The following is a 14,295-nucleotide window of genomic DNA, read 5'->3' on the forward strand; positions in this document are numbered from 1 at the left end:
CATGGCCGGCGGACTGTCACTGCATCTGTTCACGCGGCCGCGCCAGGGGCTGCGGCCGCACGGTGGGGGCGAAGCGGTGCCTTACAGCAGCACGCGGCGCATGTCGGCCAGTACCTGCGACAGGTACGTGGTGAAGCGTGCGGCCAGGGCGCCGTCGATGACGCGGTGGTCGTAGCTCAGCGACAGCGGCAGCATCAGCTTCGGCGCGAATTCCTTGCCGTTCCAGACCGGCTGGATGGAGGACTTGGACACGCCCAGGATGGCCACTTCCGGTGCATTGACGATCGGGGTGAACGCAGTGCCACCGATGCCACCCAGCGAGCTGATCGAGAAGCAGCCGCCGCTCATGTCGGCCGGGCCCAGCTTGCCGTCGCGCGCCTTCTTGGCCAGTTCGCCGGTTTCCTGCGCGATCTGCACCACGCCCTTCTTGTCCACGTCGCGGATCACCGGCACGACCAGGCCGTTCGGCGTATCGGCGGCAAAGCCGATGTGGAAGTACTTCTTCAGGGTCAGGTTTTCACCGCTGGCATCGAGGGAAGCGTTGAATTCCGGGAACTTCTTCAGCGCCGCGGCGCTGGCCTTGATCAGGAAGGCGAGCATGGTCAGCTTGATGCCGGCCTTCTCGTTTTCCTTGTTCAGCGCCACGCGCAGGCCTTCCAGATCGGTGATGTCAGCCTGCTCGAACTGGGTGACGTGCGGGATCATGGCCCAGTTGCGGGCCAGGTTCGCACCCGAGATCTTCTTGATGCGCGACAGCGGCTGGACTTCGGTCTCGCCGAACTTGCTGAAGTCGACCTTCGGCCACGGCAGCAGGTTCAGGCCACCACCGGCAGCGACAGCAGCACCGCCGGCAGCCGGCACGCCACCGCTGAGTGCGGCCTTGACGAACTTCTGCACGTCACCCTTGGTGATGCGGCCACCCTTCTCGGTGCCGTTGATCTGCAGCAGGTCCACGCCCAGTTCGCGGGCGAACACACGCACCGCCGGGGTGGCATACGGCACCTTGGCCGGCAGCACGCCATCGGCGTTGAACTGCACCGGCGGGCTGGACGGGGTACCGGCCGAGGCGATCTCGCGGGCCGCCAGCCTGTCCGGCTGCGCCGGCACAGCGACCGGCTCGACCTTGGTGGAGGTCTCGGCGGCAGCCGGAGCGGCGGCTGCGGCAGCCTTGGTCGGCGCCGGTGCGCCAGCGCCCTCGGCTTCGATGATGGCGACCACATTGCCCTGCGACAGATTGTCGCCAACCTTGACCTTGATCTCCTTGACCACACCGGCCACCGACGACGGCACTTCCATGGTGGCCTTGTCGCTTTCCAGCGTGACCAGGCCCTGGTCCTTCTTGACCGTGTCGCCGACGGCGACCAGCACTTCGATGACCGGGATGCCGGAGTAATCGCCGATATCCGGCACCAGCGCCTCCACCGCGCCACCGCTGGCGGCCGGGGCAGCCGGGGCAGCAGCGGCCGGAGCCGGCGCGCTCTGGGTAGCGGCAGCCGGGGCAGCGGCCTTGGCCGGTGCCGGAGCAGCAGCGGCCGGCTTGGCGGCTTCGCCTTCGGCCACTTCGATCAGCGCCACGACCTTGCCTTCGGACAGGCTGTCGCCGACCTTGACCTTCAGTTCCTTGACCACGCCAGCCACCGACGACGGCACTTCCATGGTCGCCTTGTCACTTTCCAGCGTCACCAGGCCCTGGTCCTTCTTGACCGTGTCGCCGACGGCGACAAGCACCTCGATTACCGGGATATCGCTGTAGTCACCGATATCGGGGACAAGTGCTTCCTTGATTTCGGCCATGGGGATAACTCCGGCAATCTGGTGTAGGGAAACGTCTATTGTGCGGCCAGCGGGGGCCAGCGCCAACCGTTACAGGTGTTTTCAGTACTCACGCAGCCGGGACACGCTGTTGCTCATGGGTTGCGGCCGCGACCAGTCGGTAGCGTATTGTCCGGACGATGTCCGCTTCATGTCGCCAGTGCGTCGGCTACCGGCTGCCAGGCCTGGCGCAGCCGCGGCAGCGACCAGGCCGCGTTGGCCGGGCTGGTGGACGGCAGTGCCAGCAGCCTTGGCGGAGTCTCCAGGCAGGGCAGCACCCAACGCTGGAATGCCTTCAGCGAAGCGGCACCGTTGCAGCCGATCAGCTCCAGCTCAGGAAGCGAAGCGATCAATGCCGGCAGCGCATTGGGCACTTCCGTGCCACGCACGATGTCGGCATCCAGGCTGCCACGCCGCTCGCACTGGCCGATCACATCCCACAGGCCGATACCTGCCGCCTGTAGTGCCTGCAGTCGCTGCGCATAGGGCAGACCCGCGTCGAAGCCACAGATATCGGCCAGCACAGGCCAGAAGCGATTGCGCGGATGCGCGTAGTAGCGCTGCTCCTGCAATGACGCAACGCCGGGCATCGAACCCAGCAGCAGCACCCGGCACTTCATGTTCACCTGCGCTTGCAGGCCGATGCACACCGTTGCTTCGCTCACATCTTCTCCAACTGCATGAATGTCGCCGAAGGCCGAAAAGCCCATGAAAACAGGCTTTTCACTCCGGTCGCTGAACAAGGAAAACTATTTTTTAACGTGCGTCGGATTCGATTCATGTTGGGGCGACTACGGTGTGCTCGCCCCGCAACCGGGGGCCCAAAACAAGAAACATTAGGAGATACCCCCATGCGCTCCATCCGTATCCTGAGTCTCGCCCTGCTGACCTCCGCCGCCTTCGCGCCGGCCGCTTTCGCCCAGGACAGCAGCAGCACCGACACCGCTTCGGGCAAGCATTTTGCCGTTGTCGGCGGCATCTCGCTGCTGGAACCGAAGAACGACCCGATCACCGGCGTGAAGAAGACCGATGGTGGCCCGGCGCCGACCGTCAGCTTCAGCTACTACATCAACGACAACTGGGCCGTTGAGCTGTGGGGCGCTGCCGACAAGTTCGACAACAAGTTCAAGGGCCCGGACAACGCCCGCCTGGGCTCGGTCGAGCAGCAGCCGATCGCGCTGAGCGGCCAGTACCACTTCGGCCAGGCTGACAACGTGTTCCGCCCGTTCGTGGGCGTGGGCTACTACCAGTCGAGCTTCAGCAACGAGAAGCTGGGCAACGGCGCTGACACCGACATCCGCTTCAAGGATGCCAAGGGCGTGATCGGCACCGTCGGTGTGGACATGAACATCAACTCCACCTGGTTCGCCCGTGCTGACGCCCGCTACATGCGTTCGCGCCCGGACGTGAAGGTGGGCGGCGAGAAGATCGGCGAAGCCAAGATGGATCCGTGGACCGTCGGCTTCGGCATCGGCGCCCGCTTCTGATCCAGGCTGCACCTGCTTCACTGATGTAACGCGACGGGCCCTTCGGGGCCCGTCGTCGTTTCTGTCACCCGCGTTCCACCTGTAGAGCCGAGCCCATGCTCGGCTGCTTTTATGTAGAGTCGAGCCAAGCCCCTATCCCGAGTCGAGCGGCGGGCTCCGCGCGCATTGCGATGCGTTACGTTCAATGGCGCCCACGGTAAATGGTGGCGCGGCTCGGCTCTACATAAACAGGATGCGGAGGCACGATGCACGACGTCGACCTGCTGGTGATCGGTGGCGGCATCAACGGCGCCGGCATCGCCCGTGATGCCAGCGGCCGCGGCCTGCGCGTGCTGCTGTGCGAACAGCACGACCTGGCCGCGCATACCTCCAGTGCCAGCAGCAAACTGGTCCACGGCGGCCTGCGTTACCTGGAACAGGGCGAGCTGGGCCTGGTGCGCAAGGCGCTGGGCGAACGCGAGGTGGTACGCCGGCAGGCGCCCCATCTGGTCCATCCATTGCGCTTCGTACTGCCGTGGGAACCCCACCTGCGCCCACGCTGGATGCTGCGCATGGGACTGTGGCTGTACGACCACCTGGGCCGGCGCAGCCCGGCATTTCCCGCCTCGCACGCCCTGGACCTTCAGCGTGATCCGCTCGGCCCTTGGCTCTCTCCGGACCTGCGGCAGGCCTTCAGCTACGCCGACGCGCAGGTGGATGACGCGCGCCTGGTGCTGCTCAACGCCCTGGACGCTGCCCAACGTGGCGCGCAGGTACATGTGCGCAGCCGCTGCATCGAGCTGCGCCCTGTACAGGGCCATTGGCAGGCCATGCTGGAATCCGCCGATGGACAGCATCATGTGACCGCGCGCGCCGTCGCCAATGCGGCCGGTCCATGGGCCGGCGGCCTGCTGGAGCAGATGGAGGCACGCAGCGGCGGCCCGTCACTGCGGCTGGTACAAGGCAGCCACATCGTGCTGCGCCGTCCCTGGCCCGATGACAGTGCCTGCCTGCTGCAGCAGCCCGATGGCCGCGTGGTGTTCCTGCTGCCGTTCGCCCACGATCATCTGCTGGTCGGCACCACCGACACCGACTACCGCGGTGACCCGGCGCGCTGCGGCGTACTGCCCTCCGAGGTGAGCTACCTGTGCGCGGCCGCCAACCGTTATCTGCGCGAGCCGATCACTGCGCAAGACGTGGTCTGGCAGTTCGCCGGTGTGCGCCCACTACTGGCCGACCCGGACCCGCGTGCGGCAAAGCTGAGCCGAGACTACCGCCTTCAGCTGCAGTCCGACCCGGCGCCGGCGCTGCATGTACTGGGCGGCAAGCTGACCACCTACCGGGTGCTGGCCGAAGAAGCGCTGAACCTGCTGCGGCCAGCGCTGCCACAGATGGGACCGGACTGGACGGCAGGTGGAGATCCGCTGCCGGGCAGCGACTGGGGTGACGCCGCACAGGCGCGCTCCCGCCTGCAGGCGCTGGCACCGTGGTTGCCCGAGGAAATCGCACGCCGCTGGGCCGGCGCCTACGGCAGCCGCAGCGCGGAGCTGCTGCATGGCCTGCAGGGTGTGAACGATCTTGGTGAGGACTTTGGCGGGGGCCTGCATGCGCGGGAAGTGGCTTTCCTGCGTGAGCACGAATGGGCCCTGGATGCCGAGGACGTGCTGTGGCGGCGGAGCAAGCTGGGGTTGCGGCTGGATGCGGCGCAGGTGGCGCGACTGCAGGCGTGGATGGGGGGGCGGATCCCTTTCCCACGGAACGGGCTCTGACCCCCCGTGTTGCCACGTGTGCCAACCAGGGTTGGCAGCTACCAGGGCGGCCGCGCGCGACGCGGTCGATGCATTAGGATCTCCCCATCGCTACCGGAGACGCTGCATGACGCCCCGCTACGTGCTGGCCATCGACCAGGGCACCACCAGTTCGCGCGCGATCCTGTTCGACCGTGCCGGCGACATCGTCGGCAGTGCGCAGCGCGAGTTCGCGCAGATCTTCCCGCAGCCCGGCTGGGTCGAGCATGACCCGCGCGAGATCCTCACGAGCGTATATGCCACGCTGACCGAACTGCTCAGCCGCGGGCAGATCGACCCGCGCCATATCGCCGCACTGGGCATCACCAACCAGCGCGAAACCACCGTGGTCTGGGACCGTGCCACCGGCCAGCCGATCCACAATGCCATCGTCTGGCAGTCGCGGCAGAGCCACGCCATCTGCGAGCGGCTGAAGTCCGACGGGCATGAAGCGCTGATCCGCGAGCGTACCGGTCTACTGATCGACGCCTATTTCTCCGCCACCAAGGTGCGTTGGATACTTGACCATGTGGAGGGCGCGCAGCAGCGCGCCGAACGCGGCGAGCTGCTGTTCGGCACCATCGACAGCTGGCTGGTGTGGAACCTCAGTGGCGGCCAGGCGCACGTGACCGATTACAGCAATGCCGCGCGCACCCTGCTGTTCAACATCCACACGCTGGACTGGGATGACGACCTGCTGGCGCTGCTGGACATCCCGCGAGCGATGCTGCCTCAGGTGCGCGATTCCAGTTCGGTGTATGCGCACACCCGGCCGCAGTTCTTCTTCGACCACCCGATCCCGATCGCCGGCATCGCCGGTGACCAGCAGGCGGCGTTGTTCGGCCAGGCCTGCTTCCAGCCGGGCATGGTCAAGAACACCTATGGCACCGGCTGCTTCATGCTGATGCACACCGGCACGCAGGCGGTGCGTTCGCGCAACGGCCTGCTGACCACCATCGCCTGGGGCCTGGATGGCCGCGTGGAATATGCGCTGGAAGGTTCGATCTTCATCGCCGGCTCGGTGGTGCAGTGGCTGCGCGACGGCCTGCGGATGATCGAGCGCGCCAGTGACAGCCAGGCGCTGGCCGCGCAGGTGCCCGACAGCAGCGGCGTCTATCTGGTTCCCGCCTTCGTCGGCCTGGGGGCGCCGTACTGGCGCAGTGATGTGCGCGGTGCGATGTTCGGCCTGACCCGTGGCACCCGCAAGGCGCACTTCGTGCGCGCGGCGCTGGAAGCGATGGCCTACCAGACCCGCGACGTGCTCGATGCGATGCAGTCCGATGCCGGTATCGCGCTGACCGAACTGCGCGCCGATGGCGGCGCGATCGGCAACGACTTCCTGGCCGGCTTCCAGGCCGACATCCTCGGCGTGCCACTGCTGCGGCCGCGGTTGACCGAGACCACCGCGCTGGGCGCGGCCTACCTGGCCGGTCTGGCAGTGGGGTTCTGGTCCAGCCGCGAACAGATCGCCGCGCAATGGGGCCTGGACCGGCGCTTCGAGCCACAGATGGACGTGGCCCGGCGTGAAAAACTGTATGCAGGATGGCAGCAGGCCGTTGCCGCCACCCTCGCCTTCCACGTCGATTGAAACTGCAATGCCGTGCCGTGCCGTGCCGTGCCGTGCCGTGCCGTGCCGTGCCGTGCCGTGCCGTGCCCGGCTACGGTACGTGGATTGACCCTGTAGAGCCGAGCCATGCTCGGCTGCCGTTGGTGGGGCGCCGCAAAAAAGCAGAGCCGAGCATGGGCTCGGCTCTACAGGGACATTGGCGCCGGGGATCAGAACGCCGGCAGCACCGCGCCCTTGTACTTGGTCTCGATGAAGGCCTTCACCTGCGGGCTGGTCAGGGCCTTGGCCAGCTTCTGCACGCGGGCGTCGTCCTTGTTGTCCGGGCGCGCGACCAGGAAGTTCACGTACGGCGAGTCCTTGCTCTCGATCGCCAGTGCATCCTTGGTCGGGTTGAGGCCGGCGTCCAGCGCGTAGTTGGTGTTGATCAGGGCCAGGTCGACCTGGTCCAGCACGCGCGGCAGCATCGCCGAGTCCAGCTCGCGGAACTTCAGGTTCTTCGGATTGGCGGTGATGTCACGCAGTGTCGACAGCGCGTTGGTCGGATCCTTCAGCTCGATCACGCCGGCCTTGTGCAGCAGGATCAGCGCACGGCTGTTGTTGCTCGGGTCGTTCGGGATCACCACGTCGGCGCCTTCGCGCAGCTCGGCCAGCGACTTGATCTTGCGCGAGTACGCACCGAACGGCTCGATGTGCACGCCGATCACCTTCACCAGATCGGTCTTGCGGTCGCGGTTGTAGGCGTCCAGGTAAGGCTCGGTCTGGAAGTAGTTGGCGTCCACCTGCTTCTGCACCAGCTGGTCGTTGGGCTGCACGTAGTCGTTGAATACGCGCACGTCCAGATCCACGCCTTCCTGCTTGAGGATCGGCTTGACCACTTCAAGGATCTCGGCATGCGGCACGGCCGTGGCGGCCACCACCAGCTTCTGCGAGGGCTCGCCGGACGTGCCGCAGGCGGTCAGGGCCAGCGCAGCGGCGAGCAGGGGCAGCAACAGGGTCTTCTTCATGGGCGGGAGGGTTCTCGGGGGGAGTGTCAGGAGTTGTCGTAGTTGCTCAGGGCGAGCTCAAGCAGCGCCTTGGCCTGCTCGCGCAGCATCACCGGTTCGACGATCTCGGCATCCGAGCCGTAGTGCAGCACGTCCATCAGCAGCTCGCGCGAGACACTGTACGGCACCTTCAGTTCATAGCGGCCGTCGGCCAGGAAGCGGCCCTGCTGCTTGGAATGCCAGTGCTCGTCGGCCACCCAGCGCGCGGCCTTGGCGCTGAACAGGATGGTCGCCCAGCCCTTCGGCGCGCCGGAGAAGATGCCGTAGCTGGCCCCCAGCTGCTCGTCAAGTTCGCTGTCGGCCACGTCGCGGGCGGTGCTGTCGATCACCCGCGCCTTGTGGATGCGATCCACGGCAAAGCTGCGCAGCGCCTCGCGGTCATGGTCCCAGGCATCCAGGTACCAGTTGTCGCGGTAGTGGGTCAGGCGCTGCGGCGAAACGGTGCGCTTGGTCGGCTCGTCGGTGGAGCGGGCGCGGTACTCGAACGCCAGCTGGCGGCGCTCCAGCACCGCCGAAGCCACGCTGCGGAAGCTGCCTTCATCGAACTTGCGGCCACGGTGCGGAATTACCCGCACGCGGTCCACCGGCCAGCTGGAAACACCAGCCTGGGCTGCCAGCAGGCTCTCGATGCGCTGCTGCAGAGGTGCCAGCACCGAGGACAGCACGCCGCCGCCGGTCCGCGCCAGCAGGTGCTGCGAGGCCAGCAGGGCATGCAGTTCCTCCGAGCTCAGCCACAGGCCGGGCAGCTCGAAGCGGTCGCTCTCGTCGGCCTGGTAACGGAAGCCGGCCTCGCCGTCGCCCTCGATCGGTGCCATCAGCGCGTCGCGCAGGAAGGCCAGATCGCGGTAGACGGTGGCACGGGAGCAACCGAGCTTGTCCTGCAGGGTCGCCACCGTCACCGGATAGCGTGCGGACTTGAGCAGACGATGCAGGGCGGTGATGCGTTCGTATCGGTCCATACCCCCGATTATGTCCGAGTCGCGGGTCTTGTGTGGGACGTTTGGGCTATCGTGGTCGCCCCCACCCCTCTGGAACACCCGATGCGCCGGTTGCCTGCCCTGTCCCTGCTGGCCTGCCTGCTGCTGGCCGCCTGTGATCGCGCCCCCGCGCCGGCCAGCACCGACGCGCCCGTGCCTGCGGCGGATCCGGCGCAGGCGGTACTGGGCGCCAGCCAGCGCTTCTCGGCCCTGCGCAGCTTCCACGCCGAACTGGAGGTGCTGGGTGCACCGCAGCCGGTGCGCAGCGCCATGGACTTCGTCGCCCCCGACCGCTTCCGGGTGCAGACCCCGGCCGGTCCGCAGACGATCATCGGCGACACCATGTTCCTGCAGGCCGACGACGCGATCCGGCAGGTGCCGACCCCACCGGGCCTGCTCGAGCAATGGCGCAACCCGCTGCCGGCCGATGCCCTGCCCGCCGATCTGCAGGCCGAAGACCTGGGCAGCCAGTCGCTGGACGGGGTCGAGACGCGTCACTACCGGCTGCGTGGCGCGCAGCCCGGCGAACGCCTGGAGTACTGGGTGGACGCACAGGGCCTGCCGCGGCAGATCGTCCGCAGCGGCAGCAGCAATGGCCGCAGCTTCCAGCTGCGCCTGCGCTATTCGCGCTTCAACGACCCGGCATTGCGCGTCGATCTGCCCTGAATAGGCGATCGCGGCAACGTCTGCTGAAGAAACCGTTTGGATCGATTCGGACCGCCATCACGCTTCCAGTATCATCACCGGCTGTCAACCGCTTCGGAGAAGCCCCGATGTCCCTGCGCGTGTCCCTGCTGATCCCCCTGCTGCTGTGCGCACCGCTCGCGTATGCGCAGGATGCCTCCGAACTGGCGGCGATGTCCTCGCCGTGGAGCGGCAGTGGCGGCGAGCTCGGCTTCGCTTCGGCACGCGGCAACAGCAGCACCGAGAGCTTCAACGGCCGCCTGCGCCTGCGCTACACCGATGGCGACTGGGTGCACAGCATGGACCTGGCCGGCCTGCGTTCCAGCTCCAAGGTGATCGAGACCCGCGACGACGGCTCCACCAGCCGCCGCAACAACACCACCGCCAACCGCTACACCGGCAGTGCCGGCAGCGCGCTGCAGCTGGGCGAGCACCGCCAGCTGACGGCCACGGTGCGTACCGAGCGCGATGACTTCGCCACCTACGACCGCCAGAGCTCGTTCGGTCTGGGTTACGGCACCCGCCTGTGGAACACCGAGCGTTTCTCGTTCGACGCACAGATCGGCCCCGGTGTGCGCCGCACCCACAGCACCGAGGACGACCGCACCCGCACCGGCATGATCGGCCGCGGCCTGTTCGACATGAAGTACTCGCTGACCGACAACACCGACCTGGTCAACACCCTGCTGGTCGAATCGGGTTCCTACAACACCTTCGGCCAGAACGACTTCGGGGTTTCGGTGAGCATGAACGAGCATCTGGCGCTGAAGGCCGGCTGGCAGGCGCGTTACAACAGTGACGTGGCCGAGGACAAGCGCAAGACCGATACGCTGACCACGATGAACGTGGTCTACAAGTTCAAATAGGCAGAACGGGCGCCGAGGGCGCCCGTTTCGTTTTTGTAGAGTTGAGCCATGCTCGACTTGAGCGCGAAGCCCGGGATTTTCCCGGCGAAGAGCAGCCGAGCATGGCTCGGCTCTACAGACATCGGGGCTCAGGCGTTCAGCAGTTCGCCGGCGCCATCGTCCAGCAGCAGCTTCGCCACGCGCTGGCCCAGCGCTTCCGGGGCATTGGCCGGGCCCACCGCCTCGGCACGCACCGCACGGCCATCGCTGGCGCTGCCAACCAGCCCCTGCAGGTGCAGGTCGTCGCCCTGCCACTGCGCGATGGCCGCAACCGGTACATGGCAACTGCCATGCAACGCACGGTTCATCGCCCGCTCGGCTTCCACGCAGGCACGCGTGGTTGCGTCATCAAGCGGGGCGAACAACGCCATCAGGCGCGCATTGCCGCCATCGCACTCCACTGCCACCGCGCCCTGCGCCGGGGCCGGCAGCCACTGCGGCGGTTGCAGGCGCGCGACGATGCGCCCGCCCAGGCCCAGACGCTCCAGGCCGGCCACGGCCAGCACGATGGCGTCGTAGCCGCCGTTGTCGAGCTTGGCCAGGCGGGTGTTGACGTTGCCGCGCAGGTCCAGCAGCTCCAGGTCCGGGCGCAGCGCGCGCAGCTGGGCCTGACGACGCAGCGACGAGGTACCGACCCGCGCGCCGATCGGCAGCGCGTCCAGCGAAGCGTACAGATTGGAGACGAAGCCATCGGCGGGATCGTGGCGGGTCAGCATTGCCGGCAACGCGAACGGCGCGTCCAGTTCCATCGGCACATCCTTCAGCGAATGCACGGCGCAGTCGGCCTCGCCACGCAGCATGGCCAGCTCCAGTTCCTTCAGGAACAGGCCCTTGCCACCAATCGCGGCCAGCGAACGGTCGAGCACCTCGTCGCCGCGGGTGCTCATCGGCACCAGTTCCACATGCAGGCCGGGGTGGGCCTGGCGCAGGCGGTCGGCGACGTGTTCGCTCTGCCAGAGGGCGAGCGGGCTCTTGCGGGTGGCGATGCGGACGGTTTCCATCCGGTCATTATCGCGCCTATCGGCGGGATACGGCCAACGGCGGAGCCCCTCGTGGCTTGAAGCAGCAGCTGGGCTTGGCCGGTCGGGGTGGGCTGCGCAGGGGTCGCTGCAAGTACGTCCATGTAAGCTCGGTCGCCGCATCCATGCGGCTCACGCCCCTGCGCAGCCCACCCCGACCGGCCTCTGACAGTTTCCGTGTGCGTCAGCCACGGAAGATCAAAAGAAAAAAGAAAAAAGCAGAAGCAGAAGCAGCAGCCGTCGGCTTCCGGGGTCAGATCCCTTTTCCGCAGGAAAAGGGATCTGACCCCTCTTCCCCCCACCCGATAACAACAATGCCTTTGCCGTCCGACACGGGAAAAGCGAGAGGGTTGGGCCGGGGTGGGGTGGCGGGACCGTTGGCGCCATGGATGGCGCCATCGAGCTTACAGGGATGTACTTGCAGCGTGTCCCGCCACCCCACCCCGGCCCGACCCCGCACGTAGAAACACCGAGCCATGACCCGCTGTTGCTGTTGCCGTTGCTGTTGCTGTTGATCTCGAAGCAGTCGCGGCCGCAGGCCGCGCGGAACACTCACAGATGCCGCAATTCCTGCTTCAACGTCGCCACGCAGCGGCGGCTCACTTCCAGCGGCTGCTTGCCATGGCGCAGCATCGCCTGCACCTGGCCGCCCGTGCCTCGACGCAGCTCCACCAGCTCATGGCGTGCCACCAGGCAGTTGCGATGGATGCGGATGAAGCGGCTGGCGAACTCCTCCTCCAGCGACTTCAGCGACTCCTCGATCAGGTCTTCGCCGCGTGCGTGGTGCACCACCACGTACTTCTCTTCGGCCTGCAGGTAGTGGATGTCGTCCAGCGGAATCAGGCGCAGGCTGCCGCGCAGGCGCGCGCACAGCATGCTGCGGGCCTGCTGCCCGCGGTGGTCCTGCGGCTGGCCGTCGCGGCCGGCCAGGAACGTGCGTGCGCGTGCGATCGCTGCAGCCAGGCGCTCGGCACGCACCGGCTTCATCAGGTAATCGATCGCTGCCGCTTCGAAGGCCGACAGTGCATGCGCGTCGTAGGCAGTGCAGAACACCACCGCCGGGCGTGGCTCGAAGCTGGCCAGGTGGCGGGCCGCTTCCAGCCCATCCAGCCCGGGCATGGCGATATCCAGCAGGACCAGGTCCGGCTGCAGCTCCGCGCACGCGTGCAGGGCCTGCTCGCCGTTGCCGGCCTCGGCCACCACATCCACGCCGTCCTGCGCGGCCAACAGGCTGCGCAGGCGCTCGCGCGCCAGCGGTTCGTCATCGGCGATGACTACCCTCACGATCGCTCCCTCACTGGATCGGCACTGTCACCTGGCAGGCATAGTAGCCCTCGCTCCAGCCAGCCGTCATCCGCGCGGCGCTGCCGAAGCGCCAGGCCAGCCGATGGCCGATGCTGTGCTGGGCATGGCCGGCACCGCGCGCCAGGGCCAGCCCGGGGGCCTGCGGATCGGGCGCCGGATTACGCACGCGGATCTGCAGCTCGTTGCCCTCGCGCGCCAGCTGCAGCTCGATGGTCCCACCCTCGGGCAGCCGCGAGATGCCATGCAGCACGGCGTTCTCCACCAGCGGCTGCAGTACCAGGCGAGGCAGGGGAAGATCCCAGGGCAGTGGCTCGTCGCGTTGCCAGCGCACCTGCAGGCGCTCGCCCAGTCGAAGTGATTCGATCGACAGATAGCGCTCGGCCAGCTCGCATTCGTCACGCAGGGTGGAATCGCCCTCGCCCGCCCCCAGCGCGGCACGGAACAGATCGGACAGGTCCAGCACCGCCCGCTCGGCCACCACCGGGTCGCGATGCAGCAGGCTGGCGATCAGGTTCATGCTGTTGAACAGGAAATGCGGGCGGATCCGCGCCTGCAGCGCGTCGGCCTGTGCGCGTGCGTTGGCCTGTACCTGCGCGGCCCAGCGATCACTCACATAGAAGTAGCGCAGGGCCAACGCCGTGATCAGCGCCGTCGTCGCGGCGCTGCCCAGCGTGAAGCGCCAGAAGCTGATGCCGCGGGCGAAGTTGTCGCCAAGCACCGCGTACAGGGCATGCACGATGCCCGCGCAGACCACCGCGATCAGCGTCGCCAGTGCGATGGCCGAGACCGCCCCCAGGACCTGTGGCAACCTCGACAACGCGTTCCGCAGCAGGCACAGGCTGGCCGTTACGGCCAGCGCCAGCCACAGCGCGAAACCACTGGCCGACAGCAGTTCGCCCACGGTCCAGTGGCGGCTGCCATCCGGGGCCAGGGCCAGCACCACCACCACCAGTTCGGCCAGGCCGAGCATCGCCGCCAGCCGCGGCAGGCGGCACAGTTCCGGCATCCAGGGCGGGGCGCTGGCCGGTGACATGGCTCAGGCAGCGCCCAGGCGTTCCTGCAACCAGTCACCCAGCGCCTGGATCTCTTCGGCGCAGACCTGGTGGGCCATCGGGTAGCTGTGCCATTCCACCTCCAGGCCCAGTGCCTGCAGGGCCTGCGCGCTGTGTACGGCCACCGCCTGCGGAATCACCGGGTCGCTGCTGCCATGGGCCATGAACACCGGCACCTGCACCGCTCCGTCAACGCGCTTGGCGCTCTCGGCTTCCGGCAGGTAGGTGGACAGTGCGATCAGGCCAGCCAGTGGCGCGGTGCGTGACAGCGCGGCGGTCAGGATGATCGCGCCCCCCTGCGAGAAGCCGGCCAGGAAGATCTTCTCCGGCGCGATGCCGCGCTCGACCTCCCGCGCAATCAGCGCATCCAGCTGCACCACCGATTCCTGCACGCCGGCCATGTCGGCGCGCGAACGGAAATCCATGCCGACGATGTCGTACCAGCCACGCATCGGCACGCCGTTGTTGATCGTGATCGGCCGCACCGGTGCATGCGGGAACACGAAGCGCAGCGCCGGCCAATGCGGACGCACCAGCTCCGGCACGATCGGTGCGAAGTCGTGGCCGTCGGCGCCGAGGCCGTGCAGCCAGATCACCGACCACTGCGGCGAGGCGCCGGTTTCCTGTTCCACCGTTTGCAGCATGATGCGGCTCCTTCAAGTTCGAGCCGCATTATGC

At 67.4% G+C, this 14,295-nt stretch carries 13 protein-coding genes; 5 read left to right on the top strand and 8 right to left on the bottom strand.

The window, feature by feature from the left end:
* Positions 1–81 precede the first annotated feature (81 nt).
* Positions 82–1,794, bottom strand: coding sequence for a dihydrolipoyllysine-residue acetyltransferase (aceF, locus tag GOC52_RS17920; protein WP_171954623.1), 1,713 nt, complete (start codon positions 1,792–1,794; stop codon positions 82–84).
* Positions 1,795–1,961: 167 nt separating this feature from the next.
* The gene (locus GOC52_RS17925) at positions 1,962–2,477 is read right to left on the bottom strand and encodes a DNA-deoxyinosine glycosylase (RefSeq protein ID WP_029379745.1); all 516 of its coding nucleotides are present in this window, start codon (positions 2,475–2,477) and stop codon (positions 1,962–1,964) included.
* A gap of 186 nt (positions 2,478–2,663) precedes the next feature.
* On the opposite strand from GOC52_RS17925, the gene GOC52_RS17930 reads away from it, so the two are divergent.
* From GOC52_RS17930 to glpK, 3 genes are all read left to right on the top strand, one after another.
* Entirely contained in the window at positions 2,664–3,299 is a 636-nt protein-coding gene (locus GOC52_RS17930; RefSeq protein ID WP_010481310.1) for an OmpW/AlkL family protein, read from the top strand.
* Between the two features lie 245 nt (positions 3,300–3,544).
* Positions 3,545–5,047, top strand: a complete 1,503-nt coding sequence (gene glpD / locus GOC52_RS17935) for a glycerol-3-phosphate dehydrogenase (RefSeq protein WP_191850058.1) — start codon at positions 3,545–3,547, stop codon at positions 5,045–5,047.
* A 106-nt stretch (positions 5,048–5,153) separates the two neighbouring features.
* Entirely contained in the window at positions 5,154–6,653 is a 1,500-nt protein-coding gene (gene glpK / locus GOC52_RS17940; protein ID WP_049411058.1) for a glycerol kinase GlpK, read from the top strand.
* A gap of 188 nt (positions 6,654–6,841) precedes the next feature.
* On the opposite strand, the gene GOC52_RS17945 is transcribed toward glpK, so the two are convergent.
* The gene (locus GOC52_RS17945) at positions 6,842–7,636 is read right to left on the bottom strand and encodes a MetQ/NlpA family ABC transporter substrate-binding protein (RefSeq protein WP_010481303.1); all 795 of its coding nucleotides are present in this window, start codon (positions 7,634–7,636) and stop codon (positions 6,842–6,844) included.
* A 26-nt stretch (positions 7,637–7,662) separates the two neighbouring features.
* Positions 7,663–8,634, bottom strand: a complete 972-nt coding sequence (locus GOC52_RS17950; protein WP_010481302.1) for a helix-turn-helix transcriptional regulator — start codon at positions 8,632–8,634, stop codon at positions 7,663–7,665.
* A gap of 81 nt (positions 8,635–8,715) precedes the next feature.
* Between GOC52_RS17950 and GOC52_RS17955 the strand changes: the two genes are divergently transcribed.
* Both GOC52_RS17955 and GOC52_RS17960 read left to right on the top strand, forming a co-directional pair.
* A complete protein-coding gene (locus GOC52_RS17955) occupies positions 8,716–9,318 on the top strand; it encodes a LolA family protein (protein ID WP_010481299.1) in 603 nt (200 codons plus the stop codon).
* A gap of 107 nt (positions 9,319–9,425) precedes the next feature.
* Complete coding sequence (locus tag GOC52_RS17960) at positions 9,426–10,202, top strand: DUF481 domain-containing protein (protein WP_010481298.1); 777 nt, start codon at positions 9,426–9,428, stop codon at positions 10,200–10,202.
* Positions 10,203–10,330: 128 nt separating this feature from the next.
* Here the strand turns inward: GOC52_RS17960 and hemC are convergent, their stop codons facing one another.
* The 4 genes from hemC to GOC52_RS17980 form a co-directional block, all read right to left on the bottom strand.
* Positions 10,331–11,242, bottom strand: a complete 912-nt coding sequence (gene hemC, locus GOC52_RS17965) for a hydroxymethylbilane synthase (RefSeq protein ID WP_019338866.1) — start codon at positions 11,240–11,242, stop codon at positions 10,331–10,333.
* 570 nt (positions 11,243–11,812) lie between these two features.
* Positions 11,813–12,544: a LytR/AlgR family response regulator transcription factor gene (locus GOC52_RS17970; RefSeq protein WP_010481294.1), complete on the bottom strand. Its 732-nt coding sequence runs from the start codon at positions 12,542–12,544 to the stop codon at positions 11,813–11,815.
* A gap of 10 nt (positions 12,545–12,554) precedes the next feature.
* Complete coding sequence (locus tag GOC52_RS17975; protein ID WP_053443558.1) at positions 12,555–13,598, bottom strand: sensor histidine kinase; 1,044 nt, start codon at positions 13,596–13,598, stop codon at positions 12,555–12,557.
* A gap of 3 nt (positions 13,599–13,601) precedes the next feature.
* The gene (locus GOC52_RS17980) at positions 13,602–14,261 is read right to left on the bottom strand and encodes an alpha/beta hydrolase (protein ID WP_100050030.1); all 660 of its coding nucleotides are present in this window, start codon (positions 14,259–14,261) and stop codon (positions 13,602–13,604) included.
* Positions 14,262–14,295: the final 34 nt, after the last annotated feature.

This window comes from Stenotrophomonas sp. SXG-1 (assembly GCF_014083965.1).
Classification (GTDB): Bacteria; Pseudomonadota; Gammaproteobacteria; order Xanthomonadales; family Xanthomonadaceae; genus Stenotrophomonas; species Stenotrophomonas geniculata.

Coding starts and splice junctions, on each gene's coding strand:
- GOC52_RS17975 (WP_053443558.1), bottom strand. CDS start 13,598: ATGTCACCGGCCAGCGCCCCGCCCTGGATGCCGGAACTGTGCCGCCTG.
- GOC52_RS17930 (WP_010481310.1), top strand. CDS start 2,664: ATGCGCTCCATCCGTATCCTGAGTCTCGCCCTGCTGACCTCCGCCGCC.
- GOC52_RS17980 (WP_100050030.1), bottom strand. CDS start 14,261: ATGCTGCAAACGGTGGAACAGGAAACCGGCGCCTCGCCGCAGTGGTCG.
- GOC52_RS17945 (WP_010481303.1), bottom strand. CDS start 7,636: ATGAAGAAGACCCTGTTGCTGCCCCTGCTCGCCGCTGCGCTGGCCCTG.
- GOC52_RS17955 (WP_010481299.1), top strand. CDS start 8,716: ATGCGCCGGTTGCCTGCCCTGTCCCTGCTGGCCTGCCTGCTGCTGGCC.
- aceF (WP_171954623.1), bottom strand. CDS start 1,794: ATGGCCGAAATCAAGGAAGCACTTGTCCCCGATATCGGTGACTACAGC.
- glpK (WP_049411058.1), top strand. CDS start 5,154: ATGACGCCCCGCTACGTGCTGGCCATCGACCAGGGCACCACCAGTTCG.
- glpD (WP_191850058.1), top strand. CDS start 3,545: ATGCACGACGTCGACCTGCTGGTGATCGGTGGCGGCATCAACGGCGCC.
- GOC52_RS17950 (WP_010481302.1), bottom strand. CDS start 8,634: ATGGACCGATACGAACGCATCACCGCCCTGCATCGTCTGCTCAAGTCC.
- hemC (WP_019338866.1), bottom strand. CDS start 11,242: ATGGAAACCGTCCGCATCGCCACCCGCAAGAGCCCGCTCGCCCTCTGG.
- GOC52_RS17960 (WP_010481298.1), top strand. CDS start 9,426: ATGTCCCTGCGCGTGTCCCTGCTGATCCCCCTGCTGCTGTGCGCACCG.